At 66.2% G+C, this 16,833-nt stretch carries 17 protein-coding genes; 9 read left to right on the top strand and 8 right to left on the bottom strand.

What is annotated here, in order from left to right; genetic code table 11:
* Nucleotides 1-9: 9 nt before the first annotated feature.
* Genes DPR14_RS28165 through DPR14_RS10445 form a run of 3 tightly spaced genes read left to right on the top strand, consistent with a single transcriptional unit; the run spans nt 10 to nt 2,470 of the window.
* Nucleotides 10-489: a hypothetical protein gene (locus DPR14_RS28165; RefSeq protein ID WP_246149149.1), complete on the top strand. Its 480-nt coding sequence runs from the start codon at nt 10-12 to the stop codon at nt 487-489.
* On the top strand, nt 489-1,115 hold the full coding sequence (locus DPR14_RS28160; protein WP_246149146.1) for a hypothetical protein: 627 nt from the start codon (nt 489-491) through the stop codon (nt 1,113-1,115). The genes DPR14_RS28165 and DPR14_RS28160 overlap by 1 nt, the downstream gene beginning before the upstream one ends.
* Nucleotides 1,112-2,470 (top strand): hypothetical protein, encoded by a 1,359-nt coding sequence (locus tag DPR14_RS10445; protein WP_158045070.1) that lies wholly within the window; start codon nt 1,112-1,114, stop codon nt 2,468-2,470. The genes DPR14_RS28160 and DPR14_RS10445 overlap by 4 nt, the downstream gene beginning before the upstream one ends.
* A 7-nt stretch (nt 2,471-2,477) precedes the next feature.
* On the opposite strand, the gene DPR14_RS10440 is transcribed toward DPR14_RS10445, so the two are convergent.
* The 4 genes from DPR14_RS10440 to glgX all read right to left on the bottom strand — a co-directional run bounded on the left by DPR14_RS10440 (nt 2,478) and on the right by glgX (nt 8,377).
* Nucleotides 2,478-3,932, bottom strand: a complete 1,455-nt coding sequence (locus tag DPR14_RS10440; protein ID WP_158045069.1) for a TrkH family potassium uptake protein — start codon at nt 3,930-3,932, stop codon at nt 2,478-2,480.
* 116 nt (nt 3,933-4,048) lie between these two features.
* Nucleotides 4,049-4,546, bottom strand: a complete 498-nt coding sequence (locus DPR14_RS10435) for a hypothetical protein (RefSeq protein WP_158045068.1) — start codon at nt 4,544-4,546, stop codon at nt 4,049-4,051.
* A 61-nt stretch (nt 4,547-4,607) separates the two neighbouring features.
* Entirely contained in the window at nt 4,608-6,023 is a 1,416-nt protein-coding gene (locus DPR14_RS10430) for a sensor histidine kinase (RefSeq protein ID WP_158045067.1), read from the bottom strand.
* Nucleotides 6,020-8,377: a glycogen debranching protein GlgX gene (gene glgX, locus DPR14_RS10425; RefSeq protein WP_158045066.1), complete on the bottom strand. Its 2,358-nt coding sequence runs from the start codon at nt 8,375-8,377 to the stop codon at nt 6,020-6,022. Before glgX ends, DPR14_RS10430 begins: the two co-directional genes overlap by 4 nt.
* 177 nt (nt 8,378-8,554) lie before the next feature.
* Here glgX and DPR14_RS10420 point away from each other — a divergent pair, with 177 nt between their 5' ends.
* Nucleotides 8,555-9,652 carry a DNA topoisomerase IB gene (locus DPR14_RS10420; RefSeq protein WP_158045065.1) on the top strand — a complete coding sequence of 366 codons (1,098 nt, stop codon included), beginning with the start codon at nt 8,555-8,557 and terminating at the stop codon, nt 9,650-9,652.
* 15 nt (nt 9,653-9,667) lie between these two features.
* Nucleotides 9,668-10,690: a DMT family transporter gene (locus tag DPR14_RS10415; protein ID WP_246149142.1), complete on the top strand. Its 1,023-nt coding sequence runs from the start codon at nt 9,668-9,670 to the stop codon at nt 10,688-10,690.
* Here DPR14_RS10415 and DPR14_RS10410 read toward each other — a convergent pair.
* The 4 genes from DPR14_RS10410 to groES all read right to left on the bottom strand — a co-directional run bounded on the left by DPR14_RS10410 (nt 10,638) and on the right by groES (nt 14,233).
* On the bottom strand, nt 10,638-10,973 hold the full coding sequence (locus DPR14_RS10410) for a hypothetical protein (protein ID WP_158045064.1): 336 nt from the start codon (nt 10,971-10,973) through the stop codon (nt 10,638-10,640). The two genes, DPR14_RS10415 and DPR14_RS10410, sit on opposite strands and share 53 nt — an antisense overlap.
* A 20-nt stretch (nt 10,974-10,993) precedes the next feature.
* Entirely contained in the window at nt 10,994-12,040 is a 1,047-nt protein-coding gene (gene epmA, locus DPR14_RS10405; protein ID WP_158045063.1) for an EF-P lysine aminoacylase EpmA, read from the bottom strand.
* A gap of 176 nt (nt 12,041-12,216) precedes the next feature.
* Nucleotides 12,217-13,854 (bottom strand): chaperonin GroEL, encoded by a 1,638-nt coding sequence (gene groL / locus DPR14_RS10400; protein WP_158045062.1) that lies wholly within the window; start codon nt 13,852-13,854, stop codon nt 12,217-12,219.
* Between the two features lie 64 nt (nt 13,855-13,918).
* Nucleotides 13,919-14,233 (bottom strand): co-chaperone GroES, encoded by a 315-nt coding sequence (gene groES, locus DPR14_RS10395; protein ID WP_158045061.1) that lies wholly within the window; start codon nt 14,231-14,233, stop codon nt 13,919-13,921.
* A 335-nt stretch (nt 14,234-14,568) separates the two neighbouring features.
* Here groES and DPR14_RS10390 point away from each other — a divergent pair, with 335 nt between their 5' ends.
* The 4 genes from DPR14_RS10390 to DPR14_RS10375 all read left to right on the top strand — a co-directional run bounded on the left by DPR14_RS10390 (nt 14,569) and on the right by DPR14_RS10375 (nt 16,825).
* Nucleotides 14,569-14,832, top strand: a complete 264-nt coding sequence (locus DPR14_RS10390) for an usg protein (protein WP_158045060.1) — start codon at nt 14,569-14,571, stop codon at nt 14,830-14,832.
* Nucleotides 14,833-15,007: 175 nt separating this feature from the next.
* A complete protein-coding gene (locus DPR14_RS10385; RefSeq protein ID WP_246149140.1) occupies nt 15,008-15,436 on the top strand; it encodes an HPr kinase/phosphorylase in 429 nt (142 codons plus the stop codon).
* Nucleotides 15,433-16,374, top strand: a complete 942-nt coding sequence (rapZ, locus tag DPR14_RS10380; protein ID WP_158045059.1) for an RNase adapter RapZ — start codon at nt 15,433-15,435, stop codon at nt 16,372-16,374. Before DPR14_RS10385 ends, rapZ begins: the two co-directional genes overlap by 4 nt.
* Nucleotides 16,375-16,423: 49 nt before the next feature.
* Nucleotides 16,424-16,825 (top strand): PTS sugar transporter subunit IIA, encoded by a 402-nt coding sequence (locus tag DPR14_RS10375; RefSeq protein ID WP_158045058.1) that lies wholly within the window; start codon nt 16,424-16,426, stop codon nt 16,823-16,825.
* Nucleotides 16,826-16,833: the final 8 nt, after the last annotated feature.

Raw genomic sequence — 16,833 nt, 5'->3', positions numbered from 1 at the left:
ATCTACGACGTGAGCAGGCAGGCGGTACAATTCGCCCCGTCGACCTTCGAGGAACGGGGCACGGCGGTTTCCTTCACCACACCGATGCTGTCCCAGACCCGTATCAGGAAGGACGATCGGGACAGGCTGGAGGTGCTGGTGCCGAGCTTTTCAGCCGGGAAGGGCATCTATGTCATTCCCTGGAAGGCGGTACCGGAAATGGTGTCGATGACGGTGCATGACCGCTGCCTCCACCGCCTGATCGTCAAGGAGCCGGTCTGTTCGCCCAACGAGGTCCGGGCCGCGTCGTTGCGGGTGGCGCGGACCGGTCTTGCCGGCCCTCCCGCCGCGGCGGCTGCCGATGCCGCTCTCCGGGAGGACGAGAATCACCGGACCCTGGCGAACTACATGCTGATCGTCGGCATCCTGGAAGCGGTCGGCCTGGACAGCGCGGACATCCTGACCGCGGGCCTGGATACCGAGCGGGGGCAGCTGCTGGCACGGGACTGATGGCGCGGGCGGCGGCCAGCCTGAAGTTGACCCCGACGGAACTGTTCGCCCGCGTCGAGGAGCTCAGCGACGCGATCTGCCCGATCGGCCTGGAACGGGCGCCCAAGCCGGGACGGCTCCGCCGCCGCGTCGCCGACCTGTCGGCCTGCCGGGACAAGATGGCGGAATGGTCTCGGACCGCTCCGGAGGAGAGCGCGCCGGTCGGCCGGTTCTGCGCCGACGTCGCGGGCCTGACCATCGATCTCGGCCGCGAAGTGCTCGCCGCGTTCAACGGTAAGCTGAAGGACATCGGTCCGCTGCTATCCCATTGGCACCGGGAGATGCCGCATATCCGCGACCTGTCGATCCGGCTTGCCTGGCTGCTCGACGGGTGGGACTACGTGGTGGCCTGCTGGGCCGAATCCGAGGGAAAGGAACGGCAGGAGCAGTGCGAGGCGATGGAGGACATCTTCCGCGTCCTGCCGCTGGTTCCGACGCGGGAAGCGACCACCGACCTTCATGCCGAAAAGGTCAGGGTCGCGCGGTCCCAGCGCCGGACGGTCCGCCCCTATGAAGACTGGCGGACCGGCGAACGGGATCTGGAACTGATCCAGCGCATCGAGCGGGTCAAGGCGAAGGCGGCATGACTAGCCAGAAGACCGACCTGAAGGATCTGGAGAAGCGGCTGCTCGACGTGCCTGCCGCGAAGTTCCGGGAGATCGTGAAGCTGCTGGAGCAGGTCCGGGAGCGACCGGAGGTCGAGGATACGCTGGCAACCATCCGCCCGCGCCTTACCCAGGTCCGCCCCCAGCGGCGCCCGACCCTGACTCGCCTGATGTGCCTGCCCTTCGAGGACGTGCTGGACGGCGGCGGCCGGGCCGGCACCATCGGTGGGGTCCAGCGGCGCGCGATCATCCCGATCTGGCGGATCGTGGAAAACGGCATCGACCCGAAACTGTTGAACCTGCTGCAGCAGAACAGCGCCGCGACCGAACCGGGCGACACGGCGGGGCAGCAGGCCATCGGCCGGCAATTGTGGCGGGCTGCCGCGGAGGTGCTGAAACGCCGCCTCGACCTGCCCGAACCCCCGGCCGGCGACATTCCCGCGACCATCCTGCGCCGTGACGTCGAATCGGTGATGCCCTTCCTCGACAGCGCGGAAGCGATCGAGGAGCTGAAGCCGCTGCTGCCGGAAAAGCCGATCGCCTATCTGTCGGCAACCGACATCGCGGTGATCGAGCATCAGGTCCAGAGGGTCGCCAGGACAGACCCGGGCCGGCCGTTCCAGATCCTGCTGGTGGTCGCCGGCCGGCTCGCCAATCCGGCTTCACTGCTCCAGCGCCTGGAGGACGTGGATTTCGGGAAGCATGCCCGGGCGCAGAAGCCGCTGATCATCGCCCGGCTAGGATCGATGGTCGTCAGAAACCTGGAGGAGCGGTCGCACCACCTGACGGGGGACGCGACCCTGGCAGCGCGGCCGGGCGATGCGGTCGCCCTGGCGGAAAGCCTGATCGACGGCCTGATCTCTGCCGGCAGTGCGCTCGACTCGGCCTACGACGACTCCGTCGCCAGCCGCCTCCAGACGGTGCGCGGCGCGGTGCGCGGACTGATCCAGTCCGGCGTGATCGACGCCGCCCCCGGCCGGATCCTGCCGGCGGCCCTGGAAGGGGAATTGACGACGGAACGGCTCCAGCAAGCCGAGGACCATGCCCGCGCGCTGCGCCGATGTACCCGCATCGCAGCGCCGCTGGGGCTGGGCGGCATGGTCGAGAGCACGCTGAAGATGATCGAGGAGGAGCTGGAGCGCAGCGCCGGTTCCCTGATCCTGCAACTCGAGTCGGGCGACACGCGGCATGCCGAGGCGGTGCTGGCGGGATCGCGCCTGTTCGGGGCTATCCGGATGATCGAGCTGGTCGGCGGCTCCAGCCGGGCCGACATGCTGCTGACTCGTGGCTCCCGGGCCCTGGAGGGGCTTGGCCAGAAAGCGATGGCGGCGCCTTGACGGCGGTTCAGCCGCGCCAGAAGTTGGGGTTCATCAGGACGATCACGGTAAAGAACTCCAGCCGCCCCAGCAGCATCCCGGCGGTCAGGATCCATTTGGCGCTGTCCGGCAGGGGAGCGAAGTTGCCGACAGGCCCGATGATCGGCCCCAGGCCGGGGCCGACATTGGCCAGCGCCGTGGCGGCGCCGGACAGGCCGGTGATGAGGTCCAGCCCCGCGGCTCCCAGCGCGATGGTGAAGATCAGCAGCAGGGCCATGAACATGAAGCCGAAGCTCATCACCGACAGCATGATGTCGCTGTCGACGATCTTTTCATTGTAGGTCATCGGCATGACGCGGTGGGGGCTGTAGAGCCGGATAAGCTGCTTCTTCAGTACCAGGAACAGGATCTCGAACCGGAAGATCTTGATGCCGCCGGAAGTCGAGCCGGTGCATCCGCCGACCAGGGTCAGCACCAGGAAGGCGGCGATCGCGAGTGGTCCCCAGCTGTTGTAGTCGGCCGACGCGAAGCCCGTCGTGGTAACCACCGAAACCACGTTGAATGTCGCGAGCCTGATCCCGTCGTACCAGCTCAAGTCTTCCCGCAGGGACAACCACGTGCCCATCACGACCGAGACGACGGCCAGGAAGCCGATGTACCAGCGCACCTGCGTATCCCGCCACAGGGCACCGGCATCCCCCCTGGCGAAGCTGAGGAACCGGACGAAAGGCATGCCGCCGGCAGTCATGGCGACGACCAGCACCCACTCGATGGAATCGCTCTCCCACGCGGTGATCGAGGGATCTCGGGTCGAGAAACCGCCGGTGGAAACCGCCGCCATCGCATGCGTCACCGCGTCGAACGCCGTCATGCCGCTGAACCGCAGGGCAACGGTGGTCATGACCGTCAATGTCAGGTAGACCCAGCCGAGCCAGATCGCCAAGTCGGACGCCCGCGCCACCACCTTGTCGGACCGGTCCGACGACTCGGACCGGAACAGCTGCATGCCGCCGACCCTCAGGAACGGCAGGATGGCGATACCCATGGCGACGATGCCTATGCCGCCCAGCCACTGAGTCAGCGCCCGCCACAGCAGCAATCCCGGCGGCAGGGTATCCAGACCGGCGATCACCGTCGAACCCGTCGTGGTCAGTCCGGACATCGCCTCGAAATAGGCGTCGGTCGCACTCAGGTTGATGACCGAGAACATGAAGGGAAGTGCCGAGAACAGGCAGACGATCACCCAGCTCAGAGTCGTCAGGAGAAAGGTCTGCCTGAGATTCAGCGTTATGGCCGGCGTCCAGTTGGTCAGCAACAGCAGGACGCCGAAGAACAGCGTCAAAGCCGAGGCGGTGCCGAATACTTTCCAGTCCGAGCTTCCGGCGGCAAGGTCGACCAGCATCGGGGCCAGCATGGCGACTGCCAGGATGGTGATGAGGCTGCCGATCACGTAGAAGACGGGCCGAACGTCAAGTGCGGCCATCAAGTTTCAATTCTCCTGCCGATCCGCATGCCTGTCACGCGACGCCAATGCATCACGCCTTCAGTTCCTTGTAAAGACCGCTTCGGATGCCGCAAATTGTCGCCGGGCGCCAATCGCTATCCCCGGTCGCCGCCCCGGTTCCGCACCCGGCGCAGCACCCAGGCGCGGTCCTTGTAGGCGAGGTGGAGATCCTCCTGCGCGAGCACCCGCCCCATCTCGGAAGCAAGGTCGTTGAGCAGGGCGCAGATCGACTCGTCGTCCAGATCGCCGCTGTAGAGCGGCAGGGCTTCGCCCGTGAAGATCGCCACCGGCTCCCGGTCGCTGCCGGCGCCGCCTTTGCCTCCGGCATCACCGGCACCCGGCCAGGCATAGACAACCTCGCCGCGGGTGAACATTCCGGACAGGAACGGTTGCCCGGCATCGGCGCGGCGCTTCATCCAGTCATGGGCGACCCGGACCGCCTGCTCGATGTCGTAGATCCTGCCGGACCGGCTCCACCCCTCCCGCAGCCCGAGCGTTATCCGGAAATCGCGCCGTTCCCCGGCCGAACCGGCGACGGTGCCGAACTGCCATTCCCCGTCGCCGGAATGCGGCGGCTGTTCGTTATCGGCCATGGTTACCACCCCGCTGAGAGATCGACCCGCGTGCCCGCCCGACAGTCAGAAACATCCCGGGTCATTCCAGCGAGAACTTCAGACGGTAGCGCGTTCCGGGCGGCGGCTCCAGGTCGAGCTTGCCGGAGATCTGCCGGACCAGGCGGTCGACCAGCATGATGCCGAGGCTGGACCGGCGCGGCGGCGGACTGAAGCCGGGTCCTGTATCGGCCACCCGCAGCACCACGGCACCGTCCTCGCGCGACAGGCTGACCCTGACCTCGCCGGTGGCGCCGTTCGGGAACGCGTGCTTGAAAGCGTTTGAGATCAATTCGTTGGCGATCAGCGCCAGGGGCACGGCGGCATCCATGCTGACCGGCACGGGCTCGGCAGCCTCCACCACGCTGGCCACCTGCTCCTCCGGCAGGTTGTAGGCATCCTGGAGATTGGCGGTCAGTGTCCGCAGCACCTCGGCGAAATCGATGTCGGCCAGGGTCGTCGATCGGTAGAGCAGTTCGTGGATCGTGCTCATCGCCGAGACGCGGTTCAGGCTTTCGCGCAGGGCATCGACCCCGGTCTCGTCGCGCAGGCGGCTCGCCTGCAGCCGCAGCAGGCTGACCACTACCTGCAGGTTGTTCTTGACGCGGTGGTGAACCTCCTTCAGCAGGATCTCCCGCTCGTTCAACGCCGCCACCAGTTCCTTGTTGGCTTGCAGGATGCTGGCCTCGACACGCTTCTGCTCGGTGATGTCATGGACGACGAGAACAGCGCCGTCGACCTTGTCGCCGCTCACGATCGGCGCCACGGAACACAGCACGTCGACCCTGGAGCCGTCGCGCCGGAAGAAGACGTCCTCGTGTTCACGGAGCGTGCTGCGGGTCGAGAGGATCCCGTTGAGCGGACATTCCTCTATGGGAAACGGCCGGCCGTCCGGATACCGGTAGTGCAAGGCATCGTGCAGGTCCCTGCCGGCCAGTTCCTCGGCCGGCCAGCCGAACATGCGCTCGGCCGCCGGGTTGACGAACGAAACCCGACGCTGCCCGTCCATCAGGAACAGCGCCTCCGCGGCGTTGTCGGTGATCGTCCGCATGAGCCGGAGCTGGCGTCGCGCCTCTTCCTCCGCCTCGAAACGTTCGGTGATGTCGACGCAACTGCCGGTATAGCCGGCGAAAATACCCTCCGGCGTAAAGCGCGGCTTTCCGGTGTTCAGCATCCAGCGCCAGACACCGTCCCGCCGGTGCAGGCGGAACTGGATCTGGAACGGGCGCCGGGCGTGGAAAGCCTCCAACGCCGCATCCAGTTGCCCGCGATCGTCGGGATGGAGGATTTCCAGCCAGCCTTCTCCGACCTCCCTCTCGAGCGGGCGTCCGGTGAAGTCGAGCCAGGCGCGGTTGAAATAGATGCCGCGCCCGGCAGTCTCGGACATCCAGATCAGGACCGGGGCGCTGTCGACGAGAGCGCGGAACCGCTCCTCGTCAGGCCCCAGCACATCGCTCATTTTACCGGTGTCTCGCTGGGTTCGGATTGTTGCGCCTCGGCCTCCTCCGGTGAAGCTTCCTCGGCCGGACGGCCGTGGTCGGCGGGATCGACCGCCGCCAACTCGGCCGCGGTCGGCGCATCGAGGGGAACGTCCTCCTCCAACGGCTCGGGGATCGGGTCGACCTCCGGCATGGACAGCCGCGCGCGGGCGGACTCGGCGCTGGTCCAGACCGCTCCGTCATGGAGGGCCGTCAGAAGGACGAGACTGCGCCCGGCCGCTGTGATCTGGCCGCCGGTGTCGAGCAGGGACGGCTTCCTGCCCGGACCGGCCGTGTCGAGCAAGGACTGCCAGCCGACCACCCCCGGCACGGCGGGCATCTTGAACGGCAGATCCTCGTGGTAGGAGTTGATCACCAGCATCAGGATGTCGCCCGGCTTGCCCTTGGCCTGTTGCTGGAGCCCGCGGGCGACCCGCCCGTCGAGAAGCATGCCGACGCAGCGTGCCATCGGATCCTGCCACTGTTCCGAACTCTTCTCGACGCCGGCAGGGGTGATCCAGGTGATGTCCTTGAACCCCAGTTCCTCGTCCTGATGCCCGTGCAGGAACTTCGGCAGACCCAGCAGCGGATGGGACTGGCGGAGTGCCACCACCTCGCGGACGAACTCGATCAGGGCTTGATCATCTTCGTCGATCTTGTCCCAGTTGATCCAGCCGATCTCGCTGTTCTGGCAGTAGACGTTGTTGTTGCCGCCCTGGGTATTGCCGAACTCGTCGCCGGCCAGGATCATCGGCGTTCCCTGCGAGAACAGCAGCGTGGCCAGCATGTTGCGCTTCTGCCGCTCGCGGAGCGCCCTGATCTCTGGATCGTCCGTCGCCCCCTCGACGCCGTGATTCCAGCTATGATTGTTGGAATGGCCGTCGTTGTTGTTCTCGCCGTTTGCCTGGTTGTGCTTCTCGTTGTACGACACCAGGTCGTTGAGCGTGAAGCCGTCGTGGGCGGTGATGAAGTTCACGCTTGCCCAAGGACGGCGACCGCGCTTCTCGAAGAAATCGCTGGAGCCGGTCAGGCGGGACGCGACTTCCGGCAGCTTGCCCTCGTCACCCTTCCAATAGCTGCGGATGGTGTCGCGATAGCGGTCGTTCCACTCCGCCCAGCCCGGCGGGAACTCGCCGACCTGGTAGCCGCCGGGGCCGATGTCCCACGGCTCGGCGATGAGCTTGACGCGGGACAGGATCGGGTCCTGGCGGCAGGCGTCCAGGAATCCGCCGCCCTGGTCGAAGCCGTGGGGCTCGCGTCCCAGGATGGTCGCCAGGTCGAAGCGGAACCCGTCCACCCGCATCTCGGTCGCCCAGTAGCGCAGGCTGTCGGTCACCATCTGCAGAACCCGCGGATGGGACACGTTCAGCGTGTTGCCGGTCCCGGTATCGTTGATGTAGTACCGCGCATCGGGCGCCAGGCGATAGTAGGAGGCGTTGTCGATACCCTTGAAGGACAGCGTCGGACCGCGCTCGTTGCCTTCGGCGGTGTGGTTGTAGACGACGTCCAGGATCACCTCGATGCCCGCGTCATGGAAACGGGCGACCATCTCCTTGAATTCGCCGATCGTCCCGGAAGCCGAATAGCGGGGCTCCGGCGCGAAGAAGCCGATGGTGTTGTAGCCCCAGTAGTTCCGCAGGCCGCGCTCAAGCAGGTGCCGGTCGTCCAGGAAGGCGTGGACCGGCAGAAGCTCGATCGAGGTGATGCCGATGCTGCGGATATAGTCGACCACGTCCTGATGGGCCAGGCCGGCATAGGTCCCCTGGAGCTGGGGCGGCACCGCGGGGTGGCGCATCGTGTAGCCGCCCACATGGGTCTCGTAGAAGATCGTCCGTTCCCAGGGAATCCGCGGCGCCTGGGTATGGCCCCAGGTGAAGGCCGGGTCGACGACGCGGCACTTCGGCATGCCCGGGGCGCTGTCGCGCCGGTCGAACGACAGGTCGTCGCGCGGCGAGCCGATGCGGTATCCGAAATGGGCGTCAGACCAGCGCATATGGCCGACCAGCGCCTTGGCGTAGGGGTCGAGCAGAAGCTTGTTCGGGTTGAAGCGGTGGCCGGCGGTCGGCTCGAAAGGGCCGTGGACGCGATAGCCATAGACGGTGCCCGGCCGGGCGTCGGGAAGATAGCCGTGCCAGACTTCGTCGGTGTACTCCGGCAGTTCGATACGCTCCAGTTCCCGTTTGCCGTCCCTGTCGAAAAGGCAAAGCTCGACCTTGGTGGCGTGAGCGGAAAAAAGTGCGAAATTCACTCCCAACCCGTCCCAGGTCGCGCCCAGGGGAAAGGGGAGGCCTTCCTGGATACGGGACCGGCGGACGACATTGACAACAGGCGGCATTCTGCTCACGGATCGGCCTCGATGGAAATTTTGGAGATCGCAGGTTTGGCATCAGGTGACGAGAGAACAACCGAAGTGCCCGCAAGGTCCCGTCCGACGACTCGACCGCGCTGATTTTCTTTTCAAAGCGTTATTGCTCTGAGCCCAGCCAAAGTAACCGAGGCCAAGGAAGTCAGAATGCAGGACGGCGCGATCCGCGTGAACGAAGAAGAAGGCACTGTCGTCGATCCGCCGGCGGCGGCGGAACAGGCCGGCCTGGTCTACGTCTCGGACGAGGAGCCCGGGATCCGGCGGCGGAAGTCGGGCAAGGGATTCAGCTACAGGAATCCCGACGGCAGCGTCCTGAAGGACAAGGCGGACCTTGAGCGCATCAAGTCACTGGCGATCCCGCCGGCCTATACGGACGTCTGGATCTGCCCCGATCCCCAGGGACACATCCAGGCCACGGGCCGCGACGATCGGGACCGCAAGCAATACCGTTACCATCCCCGCTGGCGCGAAGTGCGCGACAGCACAAAGTACGAGCGCATGCTGGAGTTCGGCCGGGCGCTTCCCGCGATCCGGGAGCGCATCGCGGCCGACATGGGCAAGCGCGGGCTGCCGCGCGAGAAGGTCCTGGCGACCGTCGTCCACCTGCTGGAAAACACCCTGATCCGCGTCGGCAACGCGACATATTCCAAGGAGAACAAGAGTTTCGGCCTGACCACCCTGCAGGATCGCCATGTCGAGGTCGCCGGCGGCAAGCTGCGTTTCGAGTTCAAGGGGAAGAGCGGCAAGGTCTGGAATCTCCAGGTCGAGGACCGGCGGATCGCCCGCATCGTCAAGTCCTGCCAGGACGTGCCGGGCCAGCACCTGTTCCAGTATTTCGATGACGACGGGACCCGCCACGGCGTCACCTCGCAGGACGTCAACGATTATTTGAGGGAGATCAGCGGCAAAGACTTCTCGGCCAAGGACTTCCGGACCTGGGCCGGGACCGTGCTGGCGGCGCTGGCTCTGGCCGAGTTCGAGAGCTTCGACACGAAGGCCGCAGCCAAGCGCAATCTGCGCGCCGCGATCGAACGGGTTTCCGCCCGGCTTGGCAACACGCCGGCGATCTGCCGGAAATGCTACATCCACCCCCAGGTGCTCGACTGCTATCTCGAAGGGGATCTGGTCACCCAGTTGAAGGAACAGGTGGAAGACGACCTGCGCTCCGGTCTCGACGCCCTCAAGCCGGAGGAAGCGGCCGTGCTGGCCTTTCTCCACCGCCGCCTGGAGCGTGAAGCAGCCTGATCCGGAGTTTTCTGCTTGTCTTCTCCTTCCTCCCGCGCCGTCCCGGCGGCCGGATCTTCTTCCGCCTCCTCGGAGGAACGACCGGATAACCGGCTCGGCATCCTCTGCATGGTCCTGGGCATGTCTCTGTTCACGCTGAACGATGCGATGGGCAAATGGCTGGTGGAGATCTATCCGGTCCCGATGATCCTCGCCATCCGAAGCGCCGCGTCGCTCCTGATCCTGGCTCCCCTGATCATACGCGCCGGCCCGGTCCAGGTGTTGCAGACGGACAGGCCGATCGCCCATATCGTGCGGATCGTGCTGATGATCGCCGAGGTCGCCCTGTTCTACCTCTCGGTCCGGGTGCTGCCGCTGGCCGACGTCCTCACGATCTACATGGCGGCCCCGCTGTTCGTGACGGCGCTGTCGGTGCCGCTGCTGGGCGAGAAGGTCGGCGCCCGGCGCTGGTGCGCGATCGCCGTGGGTTTCGCCGGCGTTCTCATGGTGCTGAGGCCGACCGGCGACATCCTGAATTTCGGCGCGCTGGCGGCGCTGGGCGGCAGCTTCACCTTCGCCCTGATGCTGATCTCGACGCGTTCGCTGCGGGGAACCGGCGGGTTGACGTTGCTGGCGTTCCAGACGCTGGGCGTCGGGGCGGCGGGGGCCATCGCCGTTCCGTTCTACTGGATACCGCCGACATGGCCGCACCTGGGCCTGCTCGGCGTCCTGGGCGTCGTGGCGCTGGCCGCCCATGCGCTGGTCAACCAGTCGCTGAAGCTAAGCCCCGCCGCGGTCGTGGTGCCTTACCAGTATACGTCGCTGGTCTGGGCGCTCGCGCTGGGCTGGATCATCTGGGGCGACGTGCCCGACCTGTGGGTCGCGGCGGGGGCGGCACTGATCGTCGCCAGCGGCCTGTTCGTCTTCCACCGGGAGCAGCGGCTCGCCGCGGCGCCGGAACTCAACTCCCCGGAACTCAACTCCCCGGAACTCAACTCCCCGGAACTCAACTCCGAAGCCGGCGCAGCGTCACCAGGCCGCCGGTCACCGGATCGTTGAGCCGGGCGGTATCCTCGTCCACCACGGTGATCTCCAATCCGATCCCGAGCGCCTCGGGGATGACCAGCACGTCGTCGCCCTCGACCGAGTACTCCACCCGCTGGGTCATCCCGAAGGCGGTCATGCTGGACCGCCGGAACTCGTAGGTGCCCAGGACCAAGCCGGGAGCCATGGGCGAGGACAGGGTCCAGCGGCCCAGCAGCGGGTTGGGTTCCAGGCTGGCGCAGGAGGCGGTCAGCAGCAGCCCCGCGGACAGCAGGAGCCGCAGCGGGACCTTATTCAACAGAAATCCGATCAATCCCATCACCTTTCGAAACCGGACACCGGAGCCCAGAGGACGTCGCCGATCTCCTCCGCCCCGGTGCATAGCAGGACCAACCGGTCGAACCCCAGGGCAATTCCCGCGCTCTCCGGCATGCCGAACTCCAGCGCCGCCATGAAATCCGGGTCGATCGGGTAGCGGGTGCCGTAGAGCCGCTCCTTGAGATCCATGTCGGCCTCGAACCGGGCTCGCTGGACAGCGGCATCGGTCAGCTCGCCGAAGGCGTTTGCCAGTTCCAGGCCGCAGGCATAAAGCTCGAAGCGTTCGGCGACGCGCGGATCGTCGGGCCTGGGACGGGATAGCGCCGCCATGGAGACGGGATAGTCCGTCAGGAAGGTCGGCCGGTCCATGCCGAGGTTGGGCTCGATCAGGTCCAGGGAGATGCGGAAGAAGAGGTCTTCCCAGGTATCCCCGGAATGGGGCCGGATTCCGATCCGCTCCGCCTCGCGCGCCAGCAGCTCCGCGTCGGGCGCCAGCGGATCGGGCGCGGTCGCGAGCAGGTCGATTCCGGCATGGCGGTCGAAGGCGTCGGCGACGGTCAGCACCTCCCACGGGGCGAACGGATCGCAGGTCCGGCCGCGCCAGTCGAACCCCTCGCGCCCGCCCGCCCGGGCCGCCGTCCGGACCAGGGCGGTGCAGTCGTCCATCAGGTCCCGGTAGCCGGCCCCTGCCCTGTACCACTCCAGCATGGTGAATTCCGGGCTGTGGGTCCCCGAGCGTTCGCCGTTGCGGAAAACCTTCGCGAGTTGGAACAGCTTCGGCATTCCCGCCACCAGCAGCTTCTTCATGGCGAATTCGGGGCTGGTGTGGAGATAGAGGGTGCGCCGGTCGTCCGGGTTGGGACCGACCAGCTCGGTCGAGAACGCGTTCAGGTGAGGCTCAAGCCCGGGCGATACCTGGAGGGCCGGCGTCTCGACCTCGAAGAAGCCCTGCCCTTCGAACCAGCCCCGCACCCTGGAGGCGATCAGCGCCCTGCCCTCCAGGAATGGGCGCCGCCGGGCGAAACTGTCGGGATGCCACCATTCCATTGGGGTGCTCTTCCATTCTCGGCCACAGATGACACAGATAGGCTCGGATATGTGGGAGCGACAGAGGACTTCGCCGGGTCAGCGGTCCAGAGCCGCCGGGGGCCGCAAAGAAAAAGGGCGGCCCAAGCGGGCCGCCCAAGGCGATTGCATCGATACGATTATATTGAACGACCGGATCAGAAGTCCATGTCGCCCATGCCGCCGCCGGGCATCCCGGCCGGGGGAGCCTTCTTCTCCGGCTTGTCGGCCACCATCGCCTCGGTGGTGATCAGCAGGCCGGCGACCGAAGCGGCGTCCTGCAGCGCGGTGCGGACGACCTTGGTCGGGTCGATCACGCCGAACTGGAACATGTCGCCGTACTGGTTGGTCTGCGCGTTGTAGCCGAAGCCGGTGTCGGTCTGCTCGATCAGCTTGCCGACCACGATCGAGCCGTCGACGCCGGCATTCACCGCGATCTGGCGCGCCGGAGCCTGAAGGGCGCGGCGGATGATCTCGACGCCGACGCGCTGGTCGTCGTTGGCGGGCTTGATCGCGTCGAGCGCCTTGGTGGCGTAGAGCAGGGCCACGCCGCCGCCGGCGACGATGCCTTCCTCGACCGCGGCGCGCGTCGCGTGCATCGCGTCGTCGACGCGGTCCTTGCGCTCCTTCACCTCGACCTCGGTGGCGCCGCCGACGCGGATCACCGCGACGCCGCCGGCCAGCTTGGCCAGCCGCTCCTGCAGCTTCTCCCGGTCGTAGTCGCTGGTGGTCTCCTCGATCTGCTGGCGGATCTGGGTGCAGCGGGCGTCGATGTCGTCCTTCGACCCGGCGCCGTCGACGATCGTGGTGTTCTCCTTGGTGATGACGACGCGCTTGGCGGTGCCGAGCATGTCGATCGTCACGTTCTCCAGCTTGATGCCGAGGTCTTCGCTGATGACCTGGCCGCCGGTCAGGATGGCCATGTCCTCCAGCATCGCCTTGCGGCGATCGCCGAAGCCCGGAGCCTTGACCGCCGCGATCTTCAGGCCGCCTCGCAGCTTGTTGACCACCAGGGTGGCCAGCGCCTCGCCCTCGACGTCCTCGGCGACGATCACCAGCGGACGGCCGCTCTGGACGACGGACTCGAGGACCGGAAGCAGGGCCTGGAGGCCGGAAAGCTTCTTCTCGTGCAGGAGGATATAGGGGTTCTCCAGCTCCACCTGCATCTTGTCGGCGTTGGTGACGAAGTAGGGGCTGAGATAGCCGCGGTCGAACTGCATGCCTTCGACCACTTCCAGCTCGGTCTCCAGCGACTTCGCCTCTTCGACGGTGATGACGCCCTCGTTGCCGACCTTCTCCATGGCGCGGGCGATCATCTCGCCGATCTCGCGCTCACCGTTGGCGGAGATCGTGCCGACCTGGGCGATTTCCGCGTTGGTGTTGATCTTCTTGGAGGAAGCCTTGACGGAATTGACGACGGCTTCCACCGCCAGGTCGATGCCGCGCTTCAGGTCCATCGGGTTCATGCCGGCCGCGACCGACTTGACGCCCTCGCGGACGATCGCCTGGGCCAGGACCGTCGCGGTGGTGGTGCCGTCGCCGGCCAGGTCGTTGGTCTTGCTGGCGACCTCGCGCACCATCTGCGCGCCCATGTTCTCGAACTTGTCGGGCAGCTCGATGTCCTTGGCGACCGTCACGCCGTCCTTGGTGATGCGCGGAGCGCCGAAGCTCTTCTCCAGCACCACGTTGCGGCCCTTCGGGCCCAGCGTCACCTTGACGGCGTCGGCCAGAATGTCCACGCCGCGCAGCATCTTGTTGCGCGCGTCGATGCTGAACTTGACTTCCTTGGCAGCCATGTCCGTAAACCCTGATTGGAAATGTTGAGGCTTGGAATGTTACGTCCGGATGAGGCGGCGCCGGTCAGGCGGCCTTGGCGGTCGCGGGTGCCGCTTCGAGCACGCCCAGCAGATCCGACTCCTTCATGATCAGGTAGTCGACGCCGTCGATCTTGACCTCGGTGCCCGACCACTTTCCGAACAGGACGCGGTCGCCGGCCCTGACGTCGAGCGCATGGACCTTGCCGCTTTCGTCGCGGGCGCCGGGGCCCACGGCGATCACTTCGCCTTCCTGCGGCTTCTCCTTGGCCGTATCCGGGATGATGATGCCGCCGGCGGTCTTGCTTTCCTGCTCCACCCGGCGAACCACCACGCGGTCATGCAGAGGACGGAACTTCATCGCGGAATCTCCTCCAAATTCAGAACCGGGCCGGTCGCGCCGGCCCTCAAGACATGGGATCAATGAACCTCGGCCGAGGATGCCGCGCCGTGCGCTGTTAGCACTCCCGCCCGAGAAGTGCCAACTAGCTAATTGAACCCGGAATCCGTTTCAAGAGGGTTTTTGCGGATTTTTTCGAAGCCGTCCGCCGGCTTGGCAGCAGCCCCCGCGATCGGCTGCTAACTTACTGATTATAAAGGATGATTTTGCTTGCCAGGCAAATTGTCCAAGGTCACACTCGGACCAAGACCAAGATGTCGGGAGTCCCACCGGTCGCAACCACGGAGGAGATCTGCATGGCAAGTTTGAGTCTTCAGCTGCGTGACTATCGCCTGACCGTCGCCGAGATCCTGTACCACATGCCGGACCATCCGGGTCTGCTGCAAAGCTACATCTGGCAGGATCTGGACATAGCCCCCCGCTACCCCGTGCTGCACAAGTTCCTGACGTTTTGGGAACGCGAGCTGGATGGCAAGCTGCACTCCGTGAAAGTGGCATCCAATTCGCTGATCAAGCCGGGCGAATGCCGGTTCGTCGATGCGGAATTGAAGCTTCATTGAACCCTGGAAGCGCCGCCGCGCCGGAACCGGGCGCGGCGGCGCTTCCGACCGCGCGGCCGAACCGATCGAAATCGCATTGCAAATCCCGAAAGAGCTATTCATTCCAGCGGCTGAGCATTGACAGCGGGACGCGGGCACAGCAACCTCCCCAGACCATGTTAATGATTTACGGCACGTGCGTCGCGCTGTCGGGTTTCGGAGTCCTGTTGCGGGGCCCTCCGGCAGCGGCAAATCCGATCTGGCTCTCCGCCTGATCGACGGCGGGGGGCGCCTTGTCGCCGATGACCAGGTCGAGTTGAGCCTGGATGCGGCGGGCCGCGTGATGGCCAGGGCGCCCAAGCCGCTTGCCGGACTTCTGGAAGTCCGAGGCGTCGGCATCCTGCCGGTCGATGCCGTCCGGACCGCCCCGATCGGGCTGATCGTCGATCTCGGGGCTGACGACCCGATCGAACGCCTGCCCGAAGTCGAGACCTGCCTGCTGCTGGACCGTCCGATTCGCCGTGTCGCCCTCGCTCCCTTCCACGCTTCGACGCCGGCCAAGGTGAGGCTCGCCGCCGCACGCCTCAAGGCGGGCACGCTCGAGCCTGTGCCGGACCGCCCATGACGATTCCAGTTTCCGAGGGGGCGGCCGCCGGCGAAATCTCCCAGGACCCGGCCCGGAATACGACGAGGCCCCGTGCCGTCGCCATCGTCACCGGGATGTCGGGCGCCGGCCTCTCCACCGCCCTCAAGTGCCTCGAAGACCTCGGTTACGAGGCGGTGGACAATCTGCCGATGAACATGGTCGACGCGCTGGTCGAGCAGGGCGACCTGTTGTCCCGGCCGCTGGCCATCACGGTCGATGCCCGGACGCGGCACTTCAGTTCCGACGCGCTGATGGCGCGGATCGAGGGGCTGGCCGCCCGGCCGGACCTGGCGGTGCGGCTGATCTTCCTGGAATGCGCCGACGAGATCCTGCAGCGCCGGTACACCGAGACGCGGCGGCGCCACCCGCTCGCCGTGGACCGCCCGGTCGCCGACGGCATCCTCCGCGAGCGGACCCTTCTCGCCCCGCTCAAGGATCGGGCCGACGTCACGATCGACACGTCGCTGCTGTCGATCCACGACCTGCGCCGCATCCTGGCCGGACACTTCAAGCTGAGCGCGGAGCCGACGCTCCATGTTTTCGTCACGTCGTTCTCGTTCCGCCAAGGCGTGCCGCGCGAGGCCGACCTGGTTTTCGATGTACGATTCTTAACCAACCCCCATTACGATCCGCGCCTGCGGCCCCTGACCGGGCTGGACGCAGCGGTCGCCGCGAGGGTAGCGGAGGATCCTGACTTCGATGCCTTCTTCAGCCATCTGACAGACCTGTTGCAGCCGCTCCTGCCGCGCTACAACCAGGAAGGAAAGAGCTACCTGACGATCGCGGTCGGCTGCACCGGCGGCCGCCACCGGTCTGTCTTCGTGGCGAAATCACTGGCCGAATGGCTCGGCGGCCGGGGTTACAAGGTAGGGCTGACGCATCGCGACCTGGAACGGAGCGGCACCCGTCAAGGATGACGCTGAAATGACAAGCCGGCGTTCAGATCGGTTGATAGAAGGAAGTTCGATGATCGGAATGGTTCTTGTAACGCATGGGCGTCTCGCGACCGAGTTCATCGCGGCACTCGAGCACGTCGTGGGAGAACAGGAGCAGGTCGCGGCGGTCTGCATCGGTCCCGATGACGACATGGAGCAGCGCCGGCTCGACATCCTGAACAGCGTCGCGGAGGTCGACGACGGCAGCGGCGTCGTCCTGCTGACCGACATGTTCGGCGGCACTCCCAGCAACCTCGCCATCAGCGTTATGGACAAGGCCCAGGTCGAGGTCATCGCCGGCGTGAACCTGCCCATGCTGATCAAGCTCGCCAGCGTGCGGCGTTCCGAGAAGCTGGCGGATGCGGTGCTCGCCGCCCGCGATGCCGGGCAGAAATACATCAACGTCGCTTCGACGCTGCTGTCCGATAATTGAGCCCAAGG

The sequence above is a fragment of the Skermanella pratensis genome, from assembly GCF_008843145.1.
GTDB lineage: Bacteria > Pseudomonadota > Alphaproteobacteria > Azospirillales > Azospirillaceae > Skermanella > Skermanella pratensis.
This window is presented reverse-complemented; position numbering and strand designations above follow the sequence as displayed.

Coding starts and splice junctions, on each gene's coding strand:
- DPR14_RS10430 (WP_158045067.1), bottom strand. CDS start 6,023: ATGAGCGATGTGCTGGGGCCTGACGAGGAGCGGTTCCGCGCTCTCGTC.
- DPR14_RS28160 (WP_246149146.1), top strand. CDS start 489: ATGGCGCGGGCGGCGGCCAGCCTGAAGTTGACCCCGACGGAACTGTTC.
- groL (WP_158045062.1), bottom strand. CDS start 13,854: ATGGCTGCCAAGGAAGTCAAGTTCAGCATCGACGCGCGCAACAAGATG.
- DPR14_RS10445 (WP_158045070.1), top strand. CDS start 1,112: ATGACTAGCCAGAAGACCGACCTGAAGGATCTGGAGAAGCGGCTGCTC.
- epmA (WP_158045063.1), bottom strand. CDS start 12,040: ATGGAATGGTGGCATCCCGACAGTTTCGCCCGGCGGCGCCCATTCCTG.
- DPR14_RS10375 (WP_158045058.1), top strand. CDS start 16,424: ATGATCGGAATGGTTCTTGTAACGCATGGGCGTCTCGCGACCGAGTTC.
- DPR14_RS10435 (WP_158045068.1), bottom strand. CDS start 4,546: ATGGCCGATAACGAACAGCCGCCGCATTCCGGCGACGGGGAATGGCAG.
- groES (WP_158045061.1), bottom strand. CDS start 14,233: ATGAAGTTCCGTCCTCTGCATGACCGCGTGGTGGTTCGCCGGGTGGAG.
- DPR14_RS10420 (WP_158045065.1), top strand. CDS start 8,555: ATGCAGGACGGCGCGATCCGCGTGAACGAAGAAGAAGGCACTGTCGTC.
- rapZ (WP_158045059.1), top strand. CDS start 15,433: ATGACGATTCCAGTTTCCGAGGGGGCGGCCGCCGGCGAAATCTCCCAG.
- DPR14_RS10440 (WP_158045069.1), bottom strand. CDS start 3,932: ATGGCCGCACTTGACGTTCGGCCCGTCTTCTACGTGATCGGCAGCCTC.
- glgX (WP_158045066.1), bottom strand. CDS start 8,377: ATGCCGCCTGTTGTCAATGTCGTCCGCCGGTCCCGTATCCAGGAAGGC.
- DPR14_RS10390 (WP_158045060.1), top strand. CDS start 14,569: ATGGCAAGTTTGAGTCTTCAGCTGCGTGACTATCGCCTGACCGTCGCC.